Annotated in this window: 20 protein-coding genes; 6 read left to right on the top strand and 14 right to left on the bottom strand. The window is 52.5% G+C overall.

Annotation, left to right across the window (positions count from 1 at the left end; genetic code table 11):
* Position 1 precedes the first annotated feature (1 nt).
* The 6 genes from HEQ50_RS03920 to HEQ50_RS03945 all read right to left on the bottom strand — a co-directional run bounded on the left by HEQ50_RS03920 (position 2) and on the right by HEQ50_RS03945 (position 5665).
* Positions 2-1078: a carbamoyl phosphate synthase small subunit gene (locus tag HEQ50_RS03920; RefSeq protein ID WP_168899217.1), complete on the bottom strand. Its 1077-nt coding sequence runs from the start codon at positions 1076-1078 to the stop codon at positions 2-4.
* Positions 1079-1102: 24 nt separating this feature from the next.
* Positions 1103-1636 carry a bifunctional pyr operon transcriptional regulator/uracil phosphoribosyltransferase PyrR gene (gene pyrR, locus HEQ50_RS03925; protein WP_168899218.1) on the bottom strand — a complete coding sequence of 178 codons (534 nt, stop codon included), beginning with the start codon at positions 1634-1636 and terminating at the stop codon, positions 1103-1105.
* 135 nt (positions 1637-1771) lie between these two features.
* Positions 1772-2695, bottom strand: coding sequence for an RluA family pseudouridine synthase (locus HEQ50_RS03930; RefSeq protein WP_168899219.1), 924 nt, complete (start codon positions 2693-2695; stop codon positions 1772-1774).
* Positions 2695-3159, bottom strand: coding sequence for a signal peptidase II (lspA, locus tag HEQ50_RS03935; RefSeq protein ID WP_168899220.1), 465 nt, complete (start codon positions 3157-3159; stop codon positions 2695-2697). Before lspA ends, HEQ50_RS03930 begins: the two co-directional genes overlap by 1 nt.
* A 437-nt stretch (positions 3160-3596) precedes the next feature.
* Positions 3597-5252 carry a formate--tetrahydrofolate ligase gene (locus HEQ50_RS03940; RefSeq protein ID WP_168899221.1) on the bottom strand — a complete coding sequence of 552 codons (1656 nt, stop codon included), beginning with the start codon at positions 5250-5252 and terminating at the stop codon, positions 3597-3599.
* Positions 5249-5665, bottom strand: coding sequence for an EbsA family protein (locus HEQ50_RS03945; RefSeq protein WP_168899222.1), 417 nt, complete (start codon positions 5663-5665; stop codon positions 5249-5251). The genes HEQ50_RS03940 and HEQ50_RS03945 overlap by 4 nt, the downstream gene beginning before the upstream one ends.
* A 38-nt stretch (positions 5666-5703) precedes the next feature.
* Here HEQ50_RS03945 and HEQ50_RS03950 point away from each other — a divergent pair, with 38 nt between their 5' ends.
* Positions 5704-6111, top strand: a complete 408-nt coding sequence (locus tag HEQ50_RS03950; RefSeq protein WP_168899223.1) for a ribonuclease HI family protein — start codon at positions 5704-5706, stop codon at positions 6109-6111.
* On the opposite strand, the gene HEQ50_RS03955 is transcribed toward HEQ50_RS03950, so the two are convergent.
* Entirely contained in the window at positions 6087-7211 is a 1125-nt protein-coding gene (locus HEQ50_RS03955; protein WP_168899224.1) for an FAD-binding oxidoreductase, read from the bottom strand. The two genes, HEQ50_RS03950 and HEQ50_RS03955, sit on opposite strands and share 25 nt — an antisense overlap.
* 225 nt (positions 7212-7436) lie before the next feature.
* Here HEQ50_RS03955 and HEQ50_RS03960 point away from each other — a divergent pair, with 225 nt between their 5' ends.
* The gene (locus tag HEQ50_RS03960; protein ID WP_168899225.1) at positions 7437-7943 is read left to right on the top strand and encodes a hypothetical protein; all 507 of its coding nucleotides are present in this window, start codon (positions 7437-7439) and stop codon (positions 7941-7943) included.
* A gap of 119 nt (positions 7944-8062) precedes the next feature.
* Here HEQ50_RS03960 and HEQ50_RS03965 read toward each other — a convergent pair whose 3' ends face one another.
* Positions 8063-8665: a nitroreductase family protein gene (locus HEQ50_RS03965; protein WP_168899226.1), complete on the bottom strand. Its 603-nt coding sequence runs from the start codon at positions 8663-8665 to the stop codon at positions 8063-8065.
* Between the two features lie 261 nt (positions 8666-8926).
* Positions 8927-9451, bottom strand: coding sequence for a TetR/AcrR family transcriptional regulator (locus HEQ50_RS03970; RefSeq protein WP_168899227.1), 525 nt, complete (start codon positions 9449-9451; stop codon positions 8927-8929).
* 185 nt (positions 9452-9636) lie between these two features.
* On the opposite strand from HEQ50_RS03970, the gene HEQ50_RS03975 reads away from it, so the two are divergent.
* Complete coding sequence (locus tag HEQ50_RS03975) at positions 9637-10302, top strand: CPBP family intramembrane glutamic endopeptidase (protein ID WP_168899228.1); 666 nt, start codon at positions 9637-9639, stop codon at positions 10300-10302.
* 185 nt (positions 10303-10487) lie between these two features.
* Here HEQ50_RS03975 and HEQ50_RS03980 read toward each other — a convergent pair whose 3' ends face one another.
* From HEQ50_RS03980 to HEQ50_RS04000, 5 genes are all read right to left on the bottom strand, one after another.
* Positions 10488-10949, bottom strand: coding sequence for an 8-oxo-dGTP diphosphatase (locus HEQ50_RS03980; RefSeq protein ID WP_168899229.1), 462 nt, complete (start codon positions 10947-10949; stop codon positions 10488-10490).
* Positions 10946-12028 (bottom strand): acyltransferase, encoded by a 1083-nt coding sequence (locus tag HEQ50_RS03985; RefSeq protein WP_168899230.1) that lies wholly within the window; start codon positions 12026-12028, stop codon positions 10946-10948. The genes HEQ50_RS03980 and HEQ50_RS03985 overlap by 4 nt, the downstream gene beginning before the upstream one ends.
* 97 nt (positions 12029-12125) lie before the next feature.
* Positions 12126-12323: a hypothetical protein gene (locus tag HEQ50_RS03990; RefSeq protein WP_168899231.1), complete on the bottom strand. Its 198-nt coding sequence runs from the start codon at positions 12321-12323 to the stop codon at positions 12126-12128.
* 129 nt (positions 12324-12452) lie between these two features.
* Entirely contained in the window at positions 12453-13790 is a 1338-nt protein-coding gene (locus HEQ50_RS03995) for an ammonium transporter (RefSeq protein WP_168899232.1), read from the bottom strand.
* Positions 13791-14102: 312 nt separating this feature from the next.
* Positions 14103-15050 carry an AraC family transcriptional regulator gene (locus HEQ50_RS04000; RefSeq protein WP_168899233.1) on the bottom strand — a complete coding sequence of 316 codons (948 nt, stop codon included), beginning with the start codon at positions 15048-15050 and terminating at the stop codon, positions 14103-14105.
* A 127-nt stretch (positions 15051-15177) separates the two neighbouring features.
* Here HEQ50_RS04000 and HEQ50_RS04005 point away from each other — a divergent pair, with 127 nt between their 5' ends.
* The 3 genes from HEQ50_RS04005 (at position 15178) to HEQ50_RS04015 (ending at position 19182) form a co-directional block, all read left to right on the top strand.
* Complete coding sequence (locus HEQ50_RS04005) at positions 15178-17454, top strand: excinuclease ABC subunit UvrA (RefSeq protein ID WP_168899234.1); 2277 nt, start codon at positions 15178-15180, stop codon at positions 17452-17454.
* Between the two features lie 14 nt (positions 17455-17468).
* A complete protein-coding gene (locus HEQ50_RS12945) occupies positions 17469-18119 on the top strand; it encodes a sugar O-acetyltransferase (protein ID WP_168899235.1) in 651 nt (216 codons plus the stop codon).
* 208 nt (positions 18120-18327) lie between these two features.
* On the top strand, positions 18328-19182 hold the full coding sequence (locus HEQ50_RS04015; protein WP_168899236.1) for an AraC family transcriptional regulator: 855 nt from the start codon (positions 18328-18330) through the stop codon (positions 19180-19182).
* Positions 19183-19225: the final 43 nt, after the last annotated feature.

Raw genomic sequence — 19225 nt, forward strand, 5'->3', positions numbered from 1 at the left:
CTTATCCCTCCCGTGCTGTCATAGCTTCCATGAATTCATCGAATAAGTCGCGACTCTCGTGGGGTCCCGGGGCACCATCCGCAAAGAACTGCACGGAAAACGCCGGATAATCTCTGTGGCGCAATCCCTGAACGGTACCGTTAATCAGGTCCACGTAGGTGGTAATCAGGCGATCGCGGTCGATTGACTTGGCAATTACCGCGTAGCCCTGCCCCTGCGTCGCGTAAATAATGTCGTTGGTAATAATGCGGCGAATCGGATGGCTACTCCCGTGATATTCCACGGGCAACGCCTCTAACTGCGCCCCGTTCGCCAGAGCAAACAACTCGTGACCCAGCCCAATCGCAAACAACGGAATCTCCGCTTGTACTGTCCGAATCATGTCTAGGACCCCTTCGCCAAGGTCCAGGGGCGATCCCGGTCCCGTCGACAACAACACCCCATCCGGATCCAGATTCAACACATCCTGGGCGCTGGCCGTCCACGGCAGAACCGTGACGTTACACCGCCGTTCGGACAATTGCCGTAAGATTCCATGCTTGAGGCCAAAGTCGATGACCACCACGTTCTTCCCGGTATCCGGGTTGGGATACGGCTTGGGCGTGGCAACCTGATCGACCTGACGATTCGTCAGCACCGTGGCATTCAATTGGTCAAAGGCGTGGGCGTCGGCAACGTCCACGATACTGCCCTTGACCGGTCCGGCCATTTTGCGCAATTTACGCACGAGGTGCCGCGTATCAATGCCACTGATACCGGGAATGTTGTGCTGCTGGAGAAACTCATCCAGTGACAACCGCGACAACCGGTTAGTCGAAATGTTGGTCACATCACGCACCACCATCCCCTTGGCCGTTGGCAGGATGGATTCGTAGCTATCGTGGTTAATTCCCACGTTGCCAATCGCTGGCTGGGCAAAAATAATGATTTGGTTGTGATAAATTTGATCGGTAATCGTTTCCTGATAACCCAAAAGGTTTAGGTTGGAAATGACTTCTCCGCTCGTAGTGGCGCCAGCACCAAATCCCTCACCGGCGTAGGCCGAGCCGTCTTCTAAAATCAAATAGCGTTTTGCCATGCTAAATCGGCCCCTTTATCAAGTCTATGCCTGTTGGATTTCTACGGCGTCACGGTCGTCAATCTCACTGACGGAAACCTTGATCCGTTCGCGTTGGGAACTCGGGATATTCTTGCCCACAAAGTCCGCACGAATCGGCAACTCCCGGTGACCGCGGTCAACGAGCACGGCGAGATTAATGGATTTGGGCCGACCCAGATCCATGACGGCACTCATGGCCGCCCGAATGGTCCGTCCCGTATACAAGACATCATCGACCAAGATGACTTTCTTGCCGGCAACTGAAAAATTAATATTGGCGGCGGACACCTTGGGATCACGATCGGCATCGTGTTCGATGTCATCGCGATAGGACGTAATATCCAGATCGCCCACGGGAACCGTCACGTTTTCGAGTTGTTGCAAGCGGCTGGCAATGCGACGCGCTAAATACACGCCGCGTGTCTTGATGCCTAGAATAACAAGGTCATCCACACCCTTATTTCTTTCAATGATTTCATATGTGATCCGGGTCAGGGCCCGTTGCATTGCCATTGCGTCCACAACTACCTTTGCCATCTTAAATTCCTCCTTAAAGTTTCACGGCGTTCATGTGCAGGAAACGGGCCGGCTTCTTCGGCAAAATCTGGTGAAGAAACCCGCCCGCCTAGCTACCGGCAAACCCGCTTATCTCGTACGTTTAGCATAAAAAACCTAAATTGCTTTGTCAACCGGTAATCCGGCTTCGCGCCGCAGTTTCTTGACCACCGCCATAAAATGCGCGGGAACCGGGGCCGTGAAGTCCAATTGTTTCCCCGTCGTGGGTTGAATAAAGCCCAACTCCCGGGCGTGTAAGAACTGACCCTCACCCTTGAGCGTCTTCTTCGGCCCGTACAAGGGATCTCCCGCAACCGGATGATTGATGTAGGCCATATGGACCCGAATCTGGTGGGTCCGACCGGTCTCCAACCGACAGGCAATCAGTGTGTAGGTCCCGTAGCGCTCCAGCACGCGGAAATGGGTGACGGCTGGCCGGCCATCGGCAACGACCGCCTGCTTCTTACGGTCCTTGGGTGACCGTCCCAGTGGCGCCCGAATCACGCCCTCTTCTTCCTTAAAGTTACCGTGAACGATTGCCACGTACTCACGCAAATTGGTCTTAGCCTGTAACTGCGCCGACAAGCTCTGGTGCGCGTGATCGTTCTTGGCGACCATCAGTAAGCCGGAAGTATCCTTGTCAATCCGATGCACGATTCCCGGCCGTAGCGTCCCGTTAATGCTCGACAGTGGGCTGTGATACAGCAACGCATTGACCAGCGTATGGTTCGGATGCCCGGGGGCCGGATGAACGACCATCCCCTGGGGCTTGTTCACCACGATCACGTCATCATCTTCGTAGACAATATCTAAAGGAATGTTCTCCGGTGTCAAATCAATCGGCTGGGGATCGGGCAATTCGATGTGAATCTTAGCCCCCACGGCCGGCTTATCCTTGGGCTTGGCCACTTGACCATCGACCGTAATCTGACCGGCCTCAATGGCACCCTTAGCTTGTGACCGTGAAATTGTCGGCACCGTTTCGGCGACCAGCTTATCCAAGCGCGCGGTCTCCTGAACGGTAAAATCTTCTATCTGCATTACTGTGCCTCCCGACGATCGGCGAGAAAGACCCCGATCGCAATAAATATCACACCGACCGTTAAGCAACTGTCGGCAAAGTTAAAGATTGGAAAATTAATAAAATCAAGTTGGAACATATCAACCACATACCCCTGCGCCAGGCGATCGATAAAGTTCCCAATGGTCCCGGCCATCATGAGCGCTAGGCCCAGTTCTTCCGGCCAATGATCGCCCTGGTTGCGATACTGCCAAAAGAAGTAGCCCATAATGCCCAACGCCACGATTGCAATGACGGTAAAGAACCACATTTGGCCCTGCAGGATACTCCAGGCGGCACCGTCGTTACGCAGATGGGTCAGGGACACCAGTCCGGGAATAAAGCTCTGTTCGCCGCCGAGGGGGATGTTGGCCACCACGGCGTATTTGATCCACTGGTCGATTCCGACCAGGCAAATGATTAAGATGGTATCAGCTATCAGCATCGCTTCTGGAACACCTTTCCTATAAAGTCGTTGTTGAAAATTATACCAGAAAAACCGGGTGTCTGACGGTTTGACGAAAATAAAAGTTATAGAACTCACCCGAGAGCCTCAGTGACGACGGAACAGGCTCATGGTCTGGTGAGCTAGATGGCACCTCATCCCCGCGGCTCCGCCGTTAGCTGCCATGAGGCGCCCCGATCAAATGGTTTAACCCATGTCCTGTTAAACCAAAAATCGTCCTTTTTAACCGATTGGCCGCAACAAAACGGCCGAAATTAACATTAGTCATTAGTAGCGGGGCCCGTATCCAACCACCGCAATCGCCAAAAAAGGCAGATCGCCACGAACGTGCGATCTGCCGCTAAAATCTGAAATTAGGTTGTTAGTGAGTTGCTTAAGAACGAAGCCCCTAAGTCAGCACGTTGATAACGAACCCACTAGAACAATCCCGTAATCTTACCCTCGGCATCAATATCCATGTCTAAGGCCGCCGGATGCTTGGGAAGCCCGGGCATGGTCAAAACATTCCCCGTCAAGGCCACGACGAAGCCAGCCCCCAAGCGTGGGGCGAACTCCCGGACGTGAATCGTAAAGTCCGTGGGGGCGCCCAACTGATGGGCATCATCGGTCAATGAATACTGGGTCTTGGCCATGCAGACGGGGAGCTTATCCCAACCGTGTTTGGCAAAAGTCGTCAACTGTCGGGCCGCCTTAGTCGATAATTCCACCTTGGCCCCACCATAAATCTTTTGCGTAATCGCCGTCATTTGGGTCATCAGATCCGCGTGTTCCGGCGACAGACGCGTGAAGTGACTCGGCTGCTGGGTCGCGGCCACGACCTTTTCGGCCAGGTCCATGGCGCCCGCGCCACCATCGGCCCAGACGGTCGTTGTGGCGACGGGGACGTTTAGCGCCGTTATCTCGGCCGTCAGCGCCGCGATCTCGGCATCGGTATCGCTCGTGAAGCGGTTGATGGCCACGACGACGGGCACGCCATACTGTTGCATGCTAGCAATGTGACGCTTCAGGTTTGCACTGCCGGCTTGCAGGGCGGCCACGTCTTCTTGTTCCAAATCAGCGCGCTTGACGCCGCCATTGTACTTGAGGGCGCGCACCGTGGCCACAATAACCACGGCATCCGGCGTCTTCCCCAGTACCGGCGTTTTAATGTCCATGAATTTCTCCCCACCGAGGTCGGCACCGAAGCCGGCTTCAGTCACGGCAAAGTCGCCCAATTGGAGCGCCGTTTGTGTGGCCAAGACGGAGTTACACCCGTGGGCGATGTTGGCGAAGGGCCCCCCGTGAATGATGGCGGGGTTGTGTTCCAAGGTTTGGACCAAGTTCGGCTTGATAGCGTCCTTTAGGAGCAGTGTGATCGCGCCGCCAACCTTCAAGTCACCCACCGTAACGGGTTCCTTATCCACGTTGTAGCCAATCAGGATGCGGTTCACCCGCCGTTTCAGATCGGCGAGATCCTCACTGAGGCACAACACGGCCATCAGTTCACTGGCCACGGTGATGTCAAAGCCATCTTGTCGGGGCACACCCGACGTCCGACCGCCCAGACCAATCACCGTCTGCCGGAGTTCCCGGTCGTTGATGTCCAGCACCCGTTTCCACACGATGCGCCGGGGATCGAGTCGGAGTTCGTTGCCCTGTTGAATATGATTGTCGATCAAAGCCGCCAGGGTATCGTGCGCCTCGGTCAACGCGTGAAAGTCACCCGTAAAATGTAAATTGATGTCTTCCATGGGCACAACCTGCGCATAACCCCCACCGGTCGCACCACCCTTAAGGCCCATGACGGGTCCCATGGAGGGTTCCCGCAGCGCCAACACCGTCTTATGACCGGCGCGATTCATGGCATCCCCCAGGCCGACAACGACCGTGGATTTGCCTTCGCCCGCCGGCGTTGGGTTAATCGACGTGACCAGCACTAATTTTCCCGTGTCGTGCCGTCCGGCCAAGGGGAGATTAATCTTGGCCTTAGTGTGACCGTAGGGTTCAATCTGATCCGGGGTTAAGCCCACCTTGGCCGCAATCTTTTCGATTGGCTCTAGTGGTGTCGCTTGTGAAATTTCAATGTCGCTCAATGCAGTTCCTCCTTCACCACGTCCGGGATGGCGGCCTGAATCAGCCCTGCCAGTTCAATCGCCGAATTCCGTGGCAATAAAAATTGATAAATCTTCCCCTGGGCAACGATTCCCATGCGATAACGTGAGACGCGAACACTGCGCACGTGCGCCAGTGGAATGACCAGATGGCGGTGATTCAGCACGGTGCTGACCGTCAAGACGCCATTCGCCATGGTAATATTGCGGTAGTGCACTTCCGTCCAACATAACAGGGCAAACACCGTAAAGAAGCCCAGCGTCCACCAATTAAAATGGGTGACTTCAAGCCAAAAGATGGCCCCTACCATCAAGACCATCAGCGTCCAGCTCCAGCAAATAATGCTGCTCACAGGGTTAGGTTGATACAAAAATCGTCGTTCTTGGGTTATCATAACTTCATACACCTCACGCAAAAGATTGGAGTGATTCTGTGTTTTCCTTATACACCGATGCCGCAACGCAGCCACAAACCGGTCTCAGTGCCGGGGGCATTCTGATCGTTCACGATCACGAACAGACCCAGCTCAAGCAGATGCTGACCGCCACCAACAACCATGCCGCCGAATTTGAGGTCGCCCGGTTGGGATTTCTCGAGTTGGCTAAGCTGGTAGGCGCCGACTGTGCCACGACCACCGTTCTATTCTATACCGATAGCCAGATTGTCAACGATAGTTTAACCAAACATTATGCAAAACATTACCAATCCGCCGTTGATGCCTTACTGGCCGCCCAAGCACCCTTTCAATTGGTGCTCACGCAGTGGGTTCCCGAAAAGCAAAACCAGGGGGCCCACACCTTGGCCAATCAGGCGCTTCATTCGGCCGAAGACGCCAGATAAGTCGTCAAAGGCTTCTCGTATTGACTCCAATCGGGGGTCCCGCCGTACAGCGCCGAACCGGCCAAGAACTTGCCAATCTGTGGTCCGGTGGTTAGCCCCGACGAGCCCAGCCCGGAGGCCACTAAGAAGTCCTCATGGTCCGGAACCAGACCAAAGAACGGCGCAAAGTCGTCGGTATAGGCCCGCGTGCCGACTCGTACGCCGGTCAGGCTATCAGCCGTAATGCCGCTAACCAATCGTTGGGCACTCGCCAACAGATCCGCCGTGACCTCGGGATTGACGCTAAGATCAAACTTACCATCGTTTTCATGGGTGGCGCCGACAATGAGCTTGCCGTGACCAAATGGCACAAAGTCACGTTCGCCCTCCGGCATGACGACCGGCATGTGTTCCTGTAACGGATAGTCTTTGACCGCCAATTCGATGAGCTGACCCTTCTGTGGTCGCACGTCCGCGACGATTCCTAGCGGCGCGATGAGTTCCTTTAGCCAAGCACCGGCCGCAATGATCACGCGATCGAACTGACGCGCACCCAGAGACGTCAGAACCTGTCCCTGCGCGTTTAACTTCACACGTTCATGACTGACCTTGAGGTTACGCTGACTGGCCAGGTCCAATAACCCCGCAACCAGTGCCGCGCCATCGACCCGAGCCCCACCGGTAATCAGGATCCCAGGTTGTGGTGCCGTCAACAGGGGCACTTGCGCCTGTACTTCTTGGGCGGTCAGCGCGTGAACTTCGCCCATGGCAGCGGCCGTCTTGCGGCGATCCTGAGCCAAAGCAAGCAACGTTTCCAAGTCGGCCTCGTCCTCACGCGTCACAATGGTCCCGGTCTGCTGATAGACCGCCGTTCCCAACCGCGCGTCATGAATCAACTCGGGATAAAGGTCGGCTCCCGCCTTGGCAAGCCGATACCACTGCTGGTTCCGGCGCTTGGAGAGCCACGGTGAAATGATGCCCGCGGCGGCTTTAGACGCCTGTCCGACGCCGTCATCAAACAGGGTAACCTTCACCTTTTCACTACCCGGTAATTTACTCAAATAATAAGCCGCAGTGGCACCAACGATCCCGCCACCGATAATGGCAATTCTCTTTTGCATGCAACTTGACCTCCTAATCAAGACAGTTTTAACTAGCTCTCATTTTAGCATACCTTGCTGGGGATAACGCCTAGTTAATCTGGGGCGCACGTTTTTAAGCTGACGAGCCCCCAGAATACCCTACCGGTAGCGCCATCAGAAGCTGTCTTTGTCGCCATTGGCTCTGCCACATATCCTTCTGTAGCTAGTGTATCATTTAACCCATATCATCTTGGAGGCGTACTCATGCTGACTTTTATCCATATTTTCTATGCTTCAGCGGTAATCTTGGTTCTTTTGGCGATAGCCTACCTCGTGGTGATCTACCGCATTTCAAAGGGAAAAACACTCACCGATCAAGCGCAACACGTCATCAAACTCGAACACTTTCATCAGACCCATCCTGCGGTGCAGCGACTCGCCGATCAATCTCGACGGTGGCGGCTGATCTTAACTATGGCCATGCTGGCCGCAATCCTGTTGCCCTTCTTATGGTTGGCCTTTCTGCCTAATCTCGGTTCAACCACCGGTGTACTCGTCTTGATCGCGCTTCTCGCCATCTGCGTCACCAGTGCCGCCGGGATTCATTTCACGCTTGATTCACGGTTACGCAAGGTTTATCGCCAACACGATCTGCTCTTCCGCCGAATCCCCCATCTGCGCGCTTTTCTCCTCACCTATCAAGCTGTCATGTTGATTTTTATTTATGAGGTCTTGGGGCTGGCAAGCATTTACGCCATCCTTTATTTTTGAACCGTGTGGTGGGCGTCGTAACGATCACCATCAATTTCCATTCAGAACCCAAAAAGCTCAGGAATTAGACGACTTGCCTAACCCTGAGCTTTTTATGAACCCGTTTAAAATCCAGTAGCTTACTTGAATACCCGGAACCGTTCGCTATCGTCCAGGTAATCCTTATCGCCGGCCGGTGCCTCGATGGAACCGAAGTCCATTTCGGCCCGTAACCGCCAGCTAGCCGGCACGTCGAAGGCGGCCCGCACGGCATCGTCGATCAGCGGGTTGTAGTGTTGAAGGTTCGCGCCCAAGCCATTTTCGGCCAGTGACGTCCATACGGCGTATTGGGCGTTTCCTTGGGACTGTTCGGACCAGTCTTGGAAGTTGTCCGCATACAATGGGAAGTTTTCCTCGAATTCCTTTACCGTCTGAGTCTCGGTAAAGAACAGAACCGTTCCAAAGGCCGCCTTGAACCCGTTGATTTTGCCCTGGGTCTTGGCAAAGGCGGCATCGTCCTTAACGACCTTGCGTAAGGATGCGGCCACGATGTCCCAGAGCTTCTCGTGGGACTCCCCGAATAGGATGATGGCCCGGGTCGTCTGATTGTTAAAGGAAGACGGTCCCTGCTTAATGTTAGCCTTAATCAGATCGACCAATTCATCCTGTGAGAAGGAGACGTTGCGCCCCAGCGCATAGATACTACGACGTTGCTTAGCGAGTTTAAGAAATTCTGTTTTCATATTAAATAGCCTCATTTCATTTCGTTATCGTTAACTTCTGATGTTGTTTACCAGTGTATCACTTACTTTTAGGAAGTAAAGTAATTCTTCAGCTAGTCGCTTGACTTATCTCTTGATTAGTGAACGGCCAAGGTCAAGCCTACTCACTGGTTAACCGTTTTCTAAACTGGTCTAAAATCTAGCTGAGTAAAATTATTAACTAAAACATTTACTCAGCCTTTTTCTTTTTACTAAAAGTCATTGGACCTGTGCCCAGCAATGTCACTCTGCCAGCAATTTCATCAATTGGGCGCTTACCCACTCGGCATCAACTTCCGCAGTGGGTAAACGTAATAGTGCCCCCAATAGAAAGGTCCACAGTGCCAAAACGGCCTGTTCCACCGGCACCGACAACTGCCGTTGGGCCACTAACAGGGTGACCACCGTTTTTAGGCTCTGGGGTACCGGTAATGGGGCCGTCAGAATAAAGGCGATTGCCCGGGGATGGGCTGTGGCATAATTCAAGAGGTTGGTGACCATACGCTGTAGCATCGTGGCGGCGTCGGCCGATGCCAAGACGTCAGCACGCAGGGCCGCTGTGAGTTCATCTTGAATGTCCGATCGTAGTTGGGCCAACAGGGCCGCCTTGTCCGGGTAGTGCCGGTAAACGGCGGCCGGTGTCACGGCGAGAAAACGGGCAATTTGACGCAGGGATAGCTGATCCGCCCCCCGCTCTTCCAATTGCTGGCGAGCCTGCTGGGCAATGGCCGCCGCTAGATGTTGGCGATGATACGGTTGTTCCGTCATGACTAATCTCCTCCTCAAGCTTAATGTTATCACTGATTACATTAATATGTTATCACCGTTAACATCAAAAGTAAACATTAGAAACATCGATTCGTTCACCGAAATCCTTACAGAAGCTTTACACGCAGGTCCCCGCAAAAGTTCTATAATAGGGATAAAACTTTATTCAGAAAAGAGTGCCGTCTATGTCCCGAACCATATCTACCCGCCGTCTTACACGCCAATTCCTTATCTTTTGGGTTATCTGGCTAGTCGTTCAGCTAGTCCTCAATTCCCCGATCGAACATCACCTTACCGGATGGCCAGAAGAACTGGCACTCGACGCCATCAAGCTCATCGTCTGGGTGGGTGGTGCGCTCTGGTTGTTGCACCGCGTCCAGCCTGAGGCGTTGGCCGTCAGCCCGCGCGCGCAATGGCGCCCCAGCTGGCGTTTCACAACCGGCTACATTGTCTGGACTGTGATTGTCGTTTATCTCTTGGTCGAATTCTGGATCAGCCATCACGGCCTGCGCATCAGTCCCACCTTTATTCCAGAGTACTGGGGCCGTTACTTTCTGGTCGTTGGCGTGACCGAGGAATTTGTCTTCCGTGGTTACTTCCTCAATGTTTTACTAAAGAAGTTCAGCCTCACACAGGCCAATACGATTCAAGCGCTGGCCTTTGCCAGCCTCCACATTCCTCGTTACCTAACGACCATCCCGGCGATGAGCCCTGCCGCCTGGGTTGGCAATCTCATCACCGTAGCCGCGCTCGGGGCCCTCTTCGGTTGGCTATATGCCAAGAGTCGCTCGTTATGGCCCGGCATCATTATTCACATGACGTGGGATATTCTGGTCACGTTATTTGCTTAAAAAAACTCGCCGCTAAATTTTAGCAGCGAGTTTTTTTAATTTAACGTATCCTATCCACCCCGGAAGAGCAGCGGTCGTATGTAGCTCAGTCTCCTGTGGAAATAGCCGGCGCAATGTCGTCATTTCTTAACCGTTTTTTCGCTTCAAGCCGGTTCCGCGAGACCCGCTTTCAGCTCAAACACTAGTTAGCCGCGATCGGGGCGCAATGGGCCATTCCAGCCGTCACTCACGACCGCAGCCGTCTCACGTCGAAAAACTTCGAGCAACGTCAACAGGCTCTCCGCACTATTCTCAACGGTCAGTTCAGCCGGGTCGAGCCAGTAGATGGGCCCTTCCTCACTTGACTTAATGGTCCCCGTAAATTGGTCGCCCCGGTAGAGCAGACCCAACTTGCGCTGTTGACGATCGGCCGAAAACCATTCGCAGGTGCCACAGAAGTCCACGGTGGCTAACGTCAGCCCCGTTTCCTCAAAGACCTCCCGGATCGCCGCGGTCGCACAGCTTTCGCCCACCTCGACGTGGCCACCAGGAAAGCTATGGCCCGCCTTCCAGGGCACGTTCACCTTGTCTTCCACCAGGACTCGGCCAGTCGCGGGGTCCGTCACCATAATCATTGTGACCAATTCTACCGGTTGCGTTCTCGTCATGATCTCTTCCTCCAATTTAAAAGCTTCGTGAGTCCCGCCGTAAAACCAAACGACCAGATCCACGTCAGTAGGTAACACGCCACAATCCCCAGCACGGGGTGGGCGCCGGTCACCGTCGCCCCGCCCAATCGCCAAATGACCTGAAGCCAGAACACATTGGCCAAATAGGACGGGTACGCATAGCCCGCCAATCGATGAATCACCGGCAGCACGCGCGAATGACGCGTCTGTTGGCGGCCAGCTAACGCTAGGATAAGGCCAATCACCGCTAAGTCATACACCACCGTCGCCGGTAAATAGTAGCTGGTGTGGCCCAAATCAAGTGGTAGCCGCCATGCCAGTAAGGCGCGTTGCTGAACAATCAATGCGCCCACGGCAACGACAACACTCATGGCCCACCAACGCTGCAGGTAACGCTGAATCGCAGGCCACCCGTACCAGGCCAAGATTCCTAGGATTGCATAAAGTACAAAACCCAGAAATACCCGGTCCAGCAGATACCAGCCGGTAAACCGTGATGTGGGGTAAACCATCAGGCGATACCAGACAATCCACAGCAAGTCCCCCACTGCGGTCACACCGAAAATTCCCCAGGCAGCGCGGTTGCCACGTAGCCACCGGCGAATTGCCCAGAATACGGGCATCAGAAAAATCATTTGCAGCATCATCGTGTTATACCACAGATGTGGCGCAGCATTCCCATTTACAAATTGCCAACCGAACTGCAGTAGGTCTTGGTAAGGGTGGTGTTGCTGCAAGCCCGGAAAAATCAGCAGGTAGGCCAGCGTCCAGCAGATGGTCGGTAAAAACAGCGCCGACCACTGACGCCTTAAGTAGCGACCATACCGCGGTTGCTGATCGACCGTGGTCCGCATCGTCGTGAGTAAAATCCCACAGATAAAGGCGGGGGCCGTGAATTTCACGGCCAGATACACCCCCGACAGGATCGGCCGGAGCGCCACCACCCGGGGTAAGTCCCAGGCAAATCCCAGGACGGATTGGAGCATGACCGCCGTACAGGCCACAATCTTGAGGTAATCGCCACCGTCGGCCACTCGATTTAATTCTTTTGCTTTCACGCGCATTCATCGCCTTTACAATTTCCATTTTAGCAAGCCGCCACGGAGACTGTAAAGGTCAAAAAAAAGAGGCTCTCTGGCCTCTTTCTTTGCTTCATTAAGCTTCGCGGCCTTCATGGTCACGATTTTTAAATTTTACCATCAAATCATCAATCCCGTAGCAGACCAGACCCAATCCGCCAAAGATGGCTGGAAAGGCGATCCACATTGGTGACTTCATTAACACCAGCACTAGGCTCAAGAAGCCCACTGCAAAGACGACCAAGACTGACAAGATAATCGTGTCTTTTTTCATATTGCTCCCCCTTAAGCTAAAGTAATCTTGTGGCCCCTAACCACATGCTCAGTTTAGCAGGTTCTCACATGAACAACAACGACTTTGACCAAGCTTAATAAAGTCACTAACTTTTGCCAACCGCCTTACTCAGCGGCCATTTCCATGATTCGGGAGTGGATGCTCCAGGTGCTGGAGCTGACCCCGAAATTCCGTGGCGTACCGTTCTTGATCGGACTGACTCGCCATTAACCGTTCGCTTAGCCCAACGGCATAGTCGGCCTGTTCGCCGTGTTCGCCTTGGTCCAAGCCCAGCTCTTCTTCTCCGGCCGTAACCCGCATCGGCATGAACCGACGCAAGACCACGATCAGGAGGCACCCCATGGCGGCCACGAATAGAATCGTGAAGCCAGTAGCTAGGATTTGAATCCCTAACAGATGCCAGCCACCACCGTAGGCCAACCCATTTTCGGCAATCGTCGGGTTAACCGTCCTGGTCGCAAAGACCCCGGTCAAGATACTGCCAACGATCCCACTAACGCCGTGACAGCCAAAAGCATCCAACGCATCGTCCACGCCCAAACGCGGCTTTAATAGGCGAATGAACGCGTAACTGGTGCACGTGGCAATGAGGCCAATCGCTACGGAACCCATGACCGTCACATAGCCAGCCGCTGGTGTAATCGCAACCAGCCCGCACAGCGTTCCCGTACAAACACCAACCAGTGTCGGTTTACCCGTGGTCCAGATATCCAGAAACATCCAGGTCACCATCGCCATGGCCGTGGCTACAGTCGTGGTAATCGCCGCTTGAGCCGCGACAACGTTCACGGCTAAAGCGCTCCCAGCGTTGAAGCCGTACCAGCCGATCCATAAGATCGCCGTTCCTAACAAGACCCACGGCAAATTGTAGTGCGGATTGTCCCGGTTACCGGTCAACCGCGGTCCCAGCCAAGCGGACAGAACCAGTGCTGTCACGCCCGCATTGATGTGAACCACCGTCCCACCGGCAAAGTCTAAGACGCCCAGCTTAGCCAACCAGCCCAGTGGACTCCAGACTAAGTGAACCATCGGATAGTAAATGAAGATGGACCAAACCACCAGGAAAATAAGCAGAAACTTGAATCGAATCCGACCAACGACCGCGCCCACAAACAAGGCTGGCGTGATGATGGCAAACATCATTTGAAACAGGGAGTAGACCCCCACTGGAATATGGCTTGCCGTTAGACTGGCAAGGTTGACGCCCGCCATAAAGACGTGATGGAGATCCCCCACAATACCGGCAACATTTCCAGAAAAGGCCATACTATAGCCTAGAAAGATCCACAATAAAACGGCCACGCCGGTCATAATAAAGACCGACAACATGGTGTTGACGACGTTTTTCTCGGAGACCAAGCCCCCGTAGAAAAAGGCCAACCCCGGTGTCATAAACAAGACCAGGATACTAGCAACTAAAACAAACGCGGTGTTCGCAAGATTCATGTGCAACGCCCTCTTCATCTCTTAATGTCACAAATTCTAACATTGAAAATGGTCTACGTCCACCTTTGGGGTTAGAACAGCCTATTGTTTGCCGTTTTGACTTACTAACGTCCCCAATCAAGCGATTTGGTCTAGAAGAGGTCCCGCTAAGCCGGATTACTATGTTATCTTTCCTTACATATATTTTTAATAAGGATCAAAAAAATCAGCCGCACGTAACCGTGAACGAACGAAGCGGTTGAGAGGCAAGTGCTTTCATGAAAACATTAAGATTTGTAAGCAATGTTATGTTTTCTTATATTTTAAAACGACCTACGAATCAAACCCAGGTTCTCCATGTTGCAAGTTTCCCTGAGCCATTTTCGTTTGGTATTGCCGGGGGGTCATTTCAAAACGTTCCCGAAATTTTCGTCCAAAGTAGCTGGCCGTTTTGAACCCACAGGAGACGGCAATATCCGCCAGCGTCCGTTGCGTATCCGCCAGGAGCATTGTAGCCATTGACATCCGATAATCGGTCACATATTGCATCGGTGTTTTATGTAACATCTTTTTAAAAATCCGAAAGCATTCTGCACGGCTAATAAGAGCCTGCTGGGCCAATTCGTCAACCAAAATTTCTCGCCGATAGTTCTCGTGTACGAAGCGAATAATCAGTTTTAGTTGTCGATCCGTCTTGGTTGCACCAACTAGCTCAGCAGTCTCAGGATACAATTGGACCGCAGTAATGAGGTGGCGCCAAATGTGCATGGCTAACTCTAGCCCTTGTAATTCATAAGCGATTCCATCTTCTGGGAGCGCACAAAGTTTTTGAATACTGGTGATAATCTCCCGTTTCTGCGGATCATTCAGTTTTAGGAATAAAAAGTACAGCCCCGATTGGGCAATTGGTTCCAGAACTTGTTCACCGAAGGCATCAAACAATTTCAACTTAAAAATAACCTTCGATAACACAAAACAGTCAATGACCGTATTAGCCGCCAAAGCCTTAGCGCTATGCAAAACATTCGCGTTGATGAAGATGCCTTCCCCTGGATGCAGCACCACGTCTTGCGAACCATTTGGCCCTCCGTAAAGCGTATACCGCAAAATCCCCTGTGTGACTACCCCAAATTCATACTCTTCATGCCAGTGACAGTCCCATTCCCGTTGATAGTAGTCATCGAAGTGATCCACGCAAATCGATAAGGGGATAATATGATTATCATAGGTAATGTGTTCGCGCAAATCACTTTCTAGCTGAATCAACTTTTTCTGGGTCATAACATCCTCCTGAACGAACTTGATACGATAGTGACATTGTTCTACGCAAATGTGGCTTTTATTCCGTTATTCATGTCACTATAATATCACATATTGACCCAACAAATCGCATAGGAGGCTAATCATCATGTCCATTCACTCGGAAGACTCCATCAACATCATCAACGCACACGAACACAATTTAAAAAACGTCACGCTCAGCATCCCCAAGAATCAAATCGTCGTCTTCACTGGCGTCTCCGGTTCCGGTAAAAGTTCATTGGTCTTTGACACCCTAGCCGTCGAGAGCCAGCGTCAATGGCAAGCATCCTACTCCCAATACATTCGCAACAAGATGCCCCACTATACGCGCCCCCAGGTCGATCAGATTCAAAACCTCACCCCAGCCATTGTTATTCGCCAGCGAGCCGCGACACCTAGTAGGCGTTCCACGGTCGGCACTATTGTGGATACCGCACCGCTATTGCGACTGTTGTTCTCACGAATTGGTCACCCCAGCGCTGGCGGCTCCATGGCTTATTCCTTAAACCATCCGGCAGGCATGTGCCCTGTTTGTACTGGACTAGGCAAACGGCAAGATCTAAATGTTGACAGTCTATTTGATACGACCAAGAGTTTAGCTGAGGGCGCCATCACCTTCAGCCAATTCAGCGCTGGTTGGCAAAGCACCCTTTATACCGACAACGGCATATTGGATCCTAACAAACCGTTGTGTGACTTCACACCAGCCGAATGGCGATTCCTCCGTGACGGTCCGCAAGAAGAACGCAAGATTGAGATACGCTCGAACACCTCAGGACGCGTTGACCAGGTTGACTACGAAGGCGTTATCCCCCGCTTCAAGCGCCTGTATCTCAATCGTGACATCGGTAAGCTGGCTAAGAAGCTCCGCACCGAAATCACCCAACATATCACGACCGTCCCTTGCACGGCCTGCCAGGGAACCGGACTAAATGCCAAGGCCTTAGTCTCCAAAATTAACGACTATAATATCATCGACATGATGCGCCTCACCGTTGAACAGCTATTGGCCGTCTTAACTGATATCACTGACCCTCGCGGCATTTCCCTGGTCAACCAGTTGACCACCACGCTTCAGCGTATGACCGACATCGGCATTGGCTATTTACCATTGGTCCGGCCCGCTAACACCTTGTCTGGCGGTGAGTTACAACGGCTTAAAATCGTCCGCAACCTCGGTGGGAGCCTCAATAACATCACCTATATCTTCGATGAACCAACGACTGGTCTCCACCCCGCGGATATTCGCAAGATTGGAACCATGCTAGAGCAGCTGCGCGACGCCCATAACAATGTTCTGGTCGTCGAACATGCCCCCCAGATTATGCGCATCGCCGATATGATTATTGATATTGGGCCATTAGCTGGTGACCACGGCGGTGAGATTAGCTACCAAGGATCAGTCGCAAACATTCAGCAGTTACCAACGCCAACCGGCCAGGCGTTACGTCGCCGACTCACCGTGAACTCGACGCCGCTGCCGTGGCAAGATAGCTATTTGGTGACCGATGCTCATCAGCACAACCTAAAGCACCTCAACGTCACGATTCCCAAGCACGTGCTGACTGCGGTAACCGGCGTTGCGGGTTCTGGGAAAAGTACGTTAGTCAGCCAGGAATTTGTGGCTCAATACCCTGATACAATCACAATCAACCAACAGCCCATTGGCACATCTATTCGTTCAACACCCGCGACGTATACGGGGGTCATGGATGATATCAGAAAGCTCTTCGGCCAAGCCAATGGCGTCTCGCCGTCATGGTTCAGCTTCAATGCCAAAGGTGCCTGCCCCATCTGTCATGGTAAGGGCGTCATCAAGTACGACATGGCCTTTGCCGACGCGGTTGAAGTCACCTGCGAAGCATGTCAAGGCCGCCGCTATAATCCCCAGGCACTCAGCTATCGTTTTCAGGGTAAGACGATTGAACAGGTCTTAGATTTGACGATTGCCCAGGCTCTGAACTTTTTCAACACTCCGAAAATTACGGATAAATTGACTGGACTGACCAATGTCGATCTCGACTACCTCACGTTGGGCCAGCCAACCAGCACCCTGTCTGGCGGCGAGACCCAACGAGTCAAGATTGCCGCTGAATTACAAAAACAGGGGGCTACTTACGTTTTGGATGAGCCCAGTGCGGGCCTTCATCCCCATGACGTTCAAGTTCTACTACGACTACTACGCCAATTGGTTGCCAACCAAAACACCGTCATCTTGATTGAACACAATTTAGACCTCATCAGTCAAGCCGATTGGGTCATTGACCTCGGCCCACACGGCGGTGAACGCGGTGGCTATCTAAACTTTGCGGGGACCCCCGCTGATTTATTAACTTGTCAGAATTCGTTGACTGCAAAATATCTGCGGTTAGCCACAAACTAAAGGAGCATTATGCCATGATTTCACAAGAAAAAAAGGACCAATTCAATCAACTTACTCACTCAGGCGAGATCTACGCCAGTATGGACGACGAGTTCATCGTATACCAACACACTCTCGTTCAAAAGATCTTAGACTTTAACAACACTGCCGAGACACCAGCTGGTCTCCAAACACGCGAACACTTACTACACGACATGGTTGGCACCTATGGCAAAAATCTTTATGTCATCCCACCAATTTACGCAAATTCCGGCTTGAATAATGTTCATTTCGGCCAAAACGTCGTCATCAATTTCAACTGTAATTTCGTAGACGACGGCGATATTTACATTGGTGATGACTGCATGGTTGGCCCCGGTGTGACGTTTGCCACCGCGCTACACCCGATTTCGCCTAAGTTACGTCGCCACAAGTTGCAGTTCAATCACCCCATCCGGCTGGGCCAAAACGTCTGGATCGGTGCTAACGCCACGATTCTACCCGGCGTCATTATTGGCGATAACGCCGTCGTGGGGGCTGGTAGCGTCGTGACCAAAGACGTGGCCGCCAACACGATTGTCGTCGGCAATCCCGCTAGAAAGTTGCGCGACATTACCCCCGGCGATGATGTCTTCTACGAAAAGGACAAACGCGTTCCGCAAGCGATTCGGGAACGTTATTTGTAAAAACGATATTTAGCGGACCTGGGACAATTTGTTTCAGGTCCTTTTAACTGCCAGCATTTGCCAAGAAATTTTGCCACCTGCTTATCTTACTGGTGTTGTACACTAAAGCTACTAACAAGATTACTGTTCGACTAAATTTGGCCGCCAATTATCAAGTCCGTCGGCGACTTATCGTATAGACTTGTTCTTGAAGTGAAGGAGGATTCCCATGCAAACACTCAATAAACTCATTGACTACATCGAAGACCACCTGACAGATGACATCTTGTTTTCAACCGTTGCCTATCAGCTTGGTCTGTCAGAATATCATCTACGCCGGACCTTTTCTTTTATTGCTGGCATGTCACTCCACGATTACGTCCGCAACCGGCGATTGGCTGCAGCCAACGTTGACTTGGTCAAAGGCCAAGCCGTCACCACCGTGGCCTTTAAATACGGCTACCAATCTGTCGAGGGCTTCTCCCGAGCTTTTCGTGACTGGAGCGGCTATCTCCCGTCCGAAGTCCGTCAGAGTGGTTTGCAGAAGACCTTTCCTAAACTTTCATTTCACCTTGAAATCAAAGGAGGTATTCCCATGAACTTCAAAATCGAACAGAAACCAGCCTTTAACCTGGTCGGCGTCACCAAGCGCATTCCTCTTCAGTTTTCTGGGCAAAACCCCACCATCCAGACGCTGGCACAAAGCATCACGCCACTGCAAAGGACCCACATGCACGCGCTAGGTGATCTCTATCCCCATCAAGTGTTAAACGCATCTTACGCCTTTGACGACGCCCGATTAGCCGAACAAGGTCAACTTACCCATCTGATTGGCTTTGCCACCACTCAGGAAAATCCCTATGCCGACTTGACCCAGTTGGTGGTTCCCAGCCACACCTGGGCCATCTTCCCTAATCAGGGACCCTTCCCGCAGCAGCTCCAAGAGACCTGGGGCCGTATTTACAGCGAGTGGTTACCTGCCGCCAGGTACAAGCTGGTTGACGCGCCCGAAATTTCTTTTTCTCAGTTCGGTAGTGTTGATGTCAAAAGCGAAATATGGATTGCCATAACGCCTAAATCGTAACGACCCGACCTACAACAGCCGCTGCAGTGTCCCAAAACGTGAA

Source organism: Lactobacillus sp. HBUAS51381 (assembly GCF_012641095.1).
In the GTDB taxonomy this organism is placed as follows: Bacteria; Bacillota; Bacilli; order Lactobacillales; family Lactobacillaceae; genus Levilactobacillus.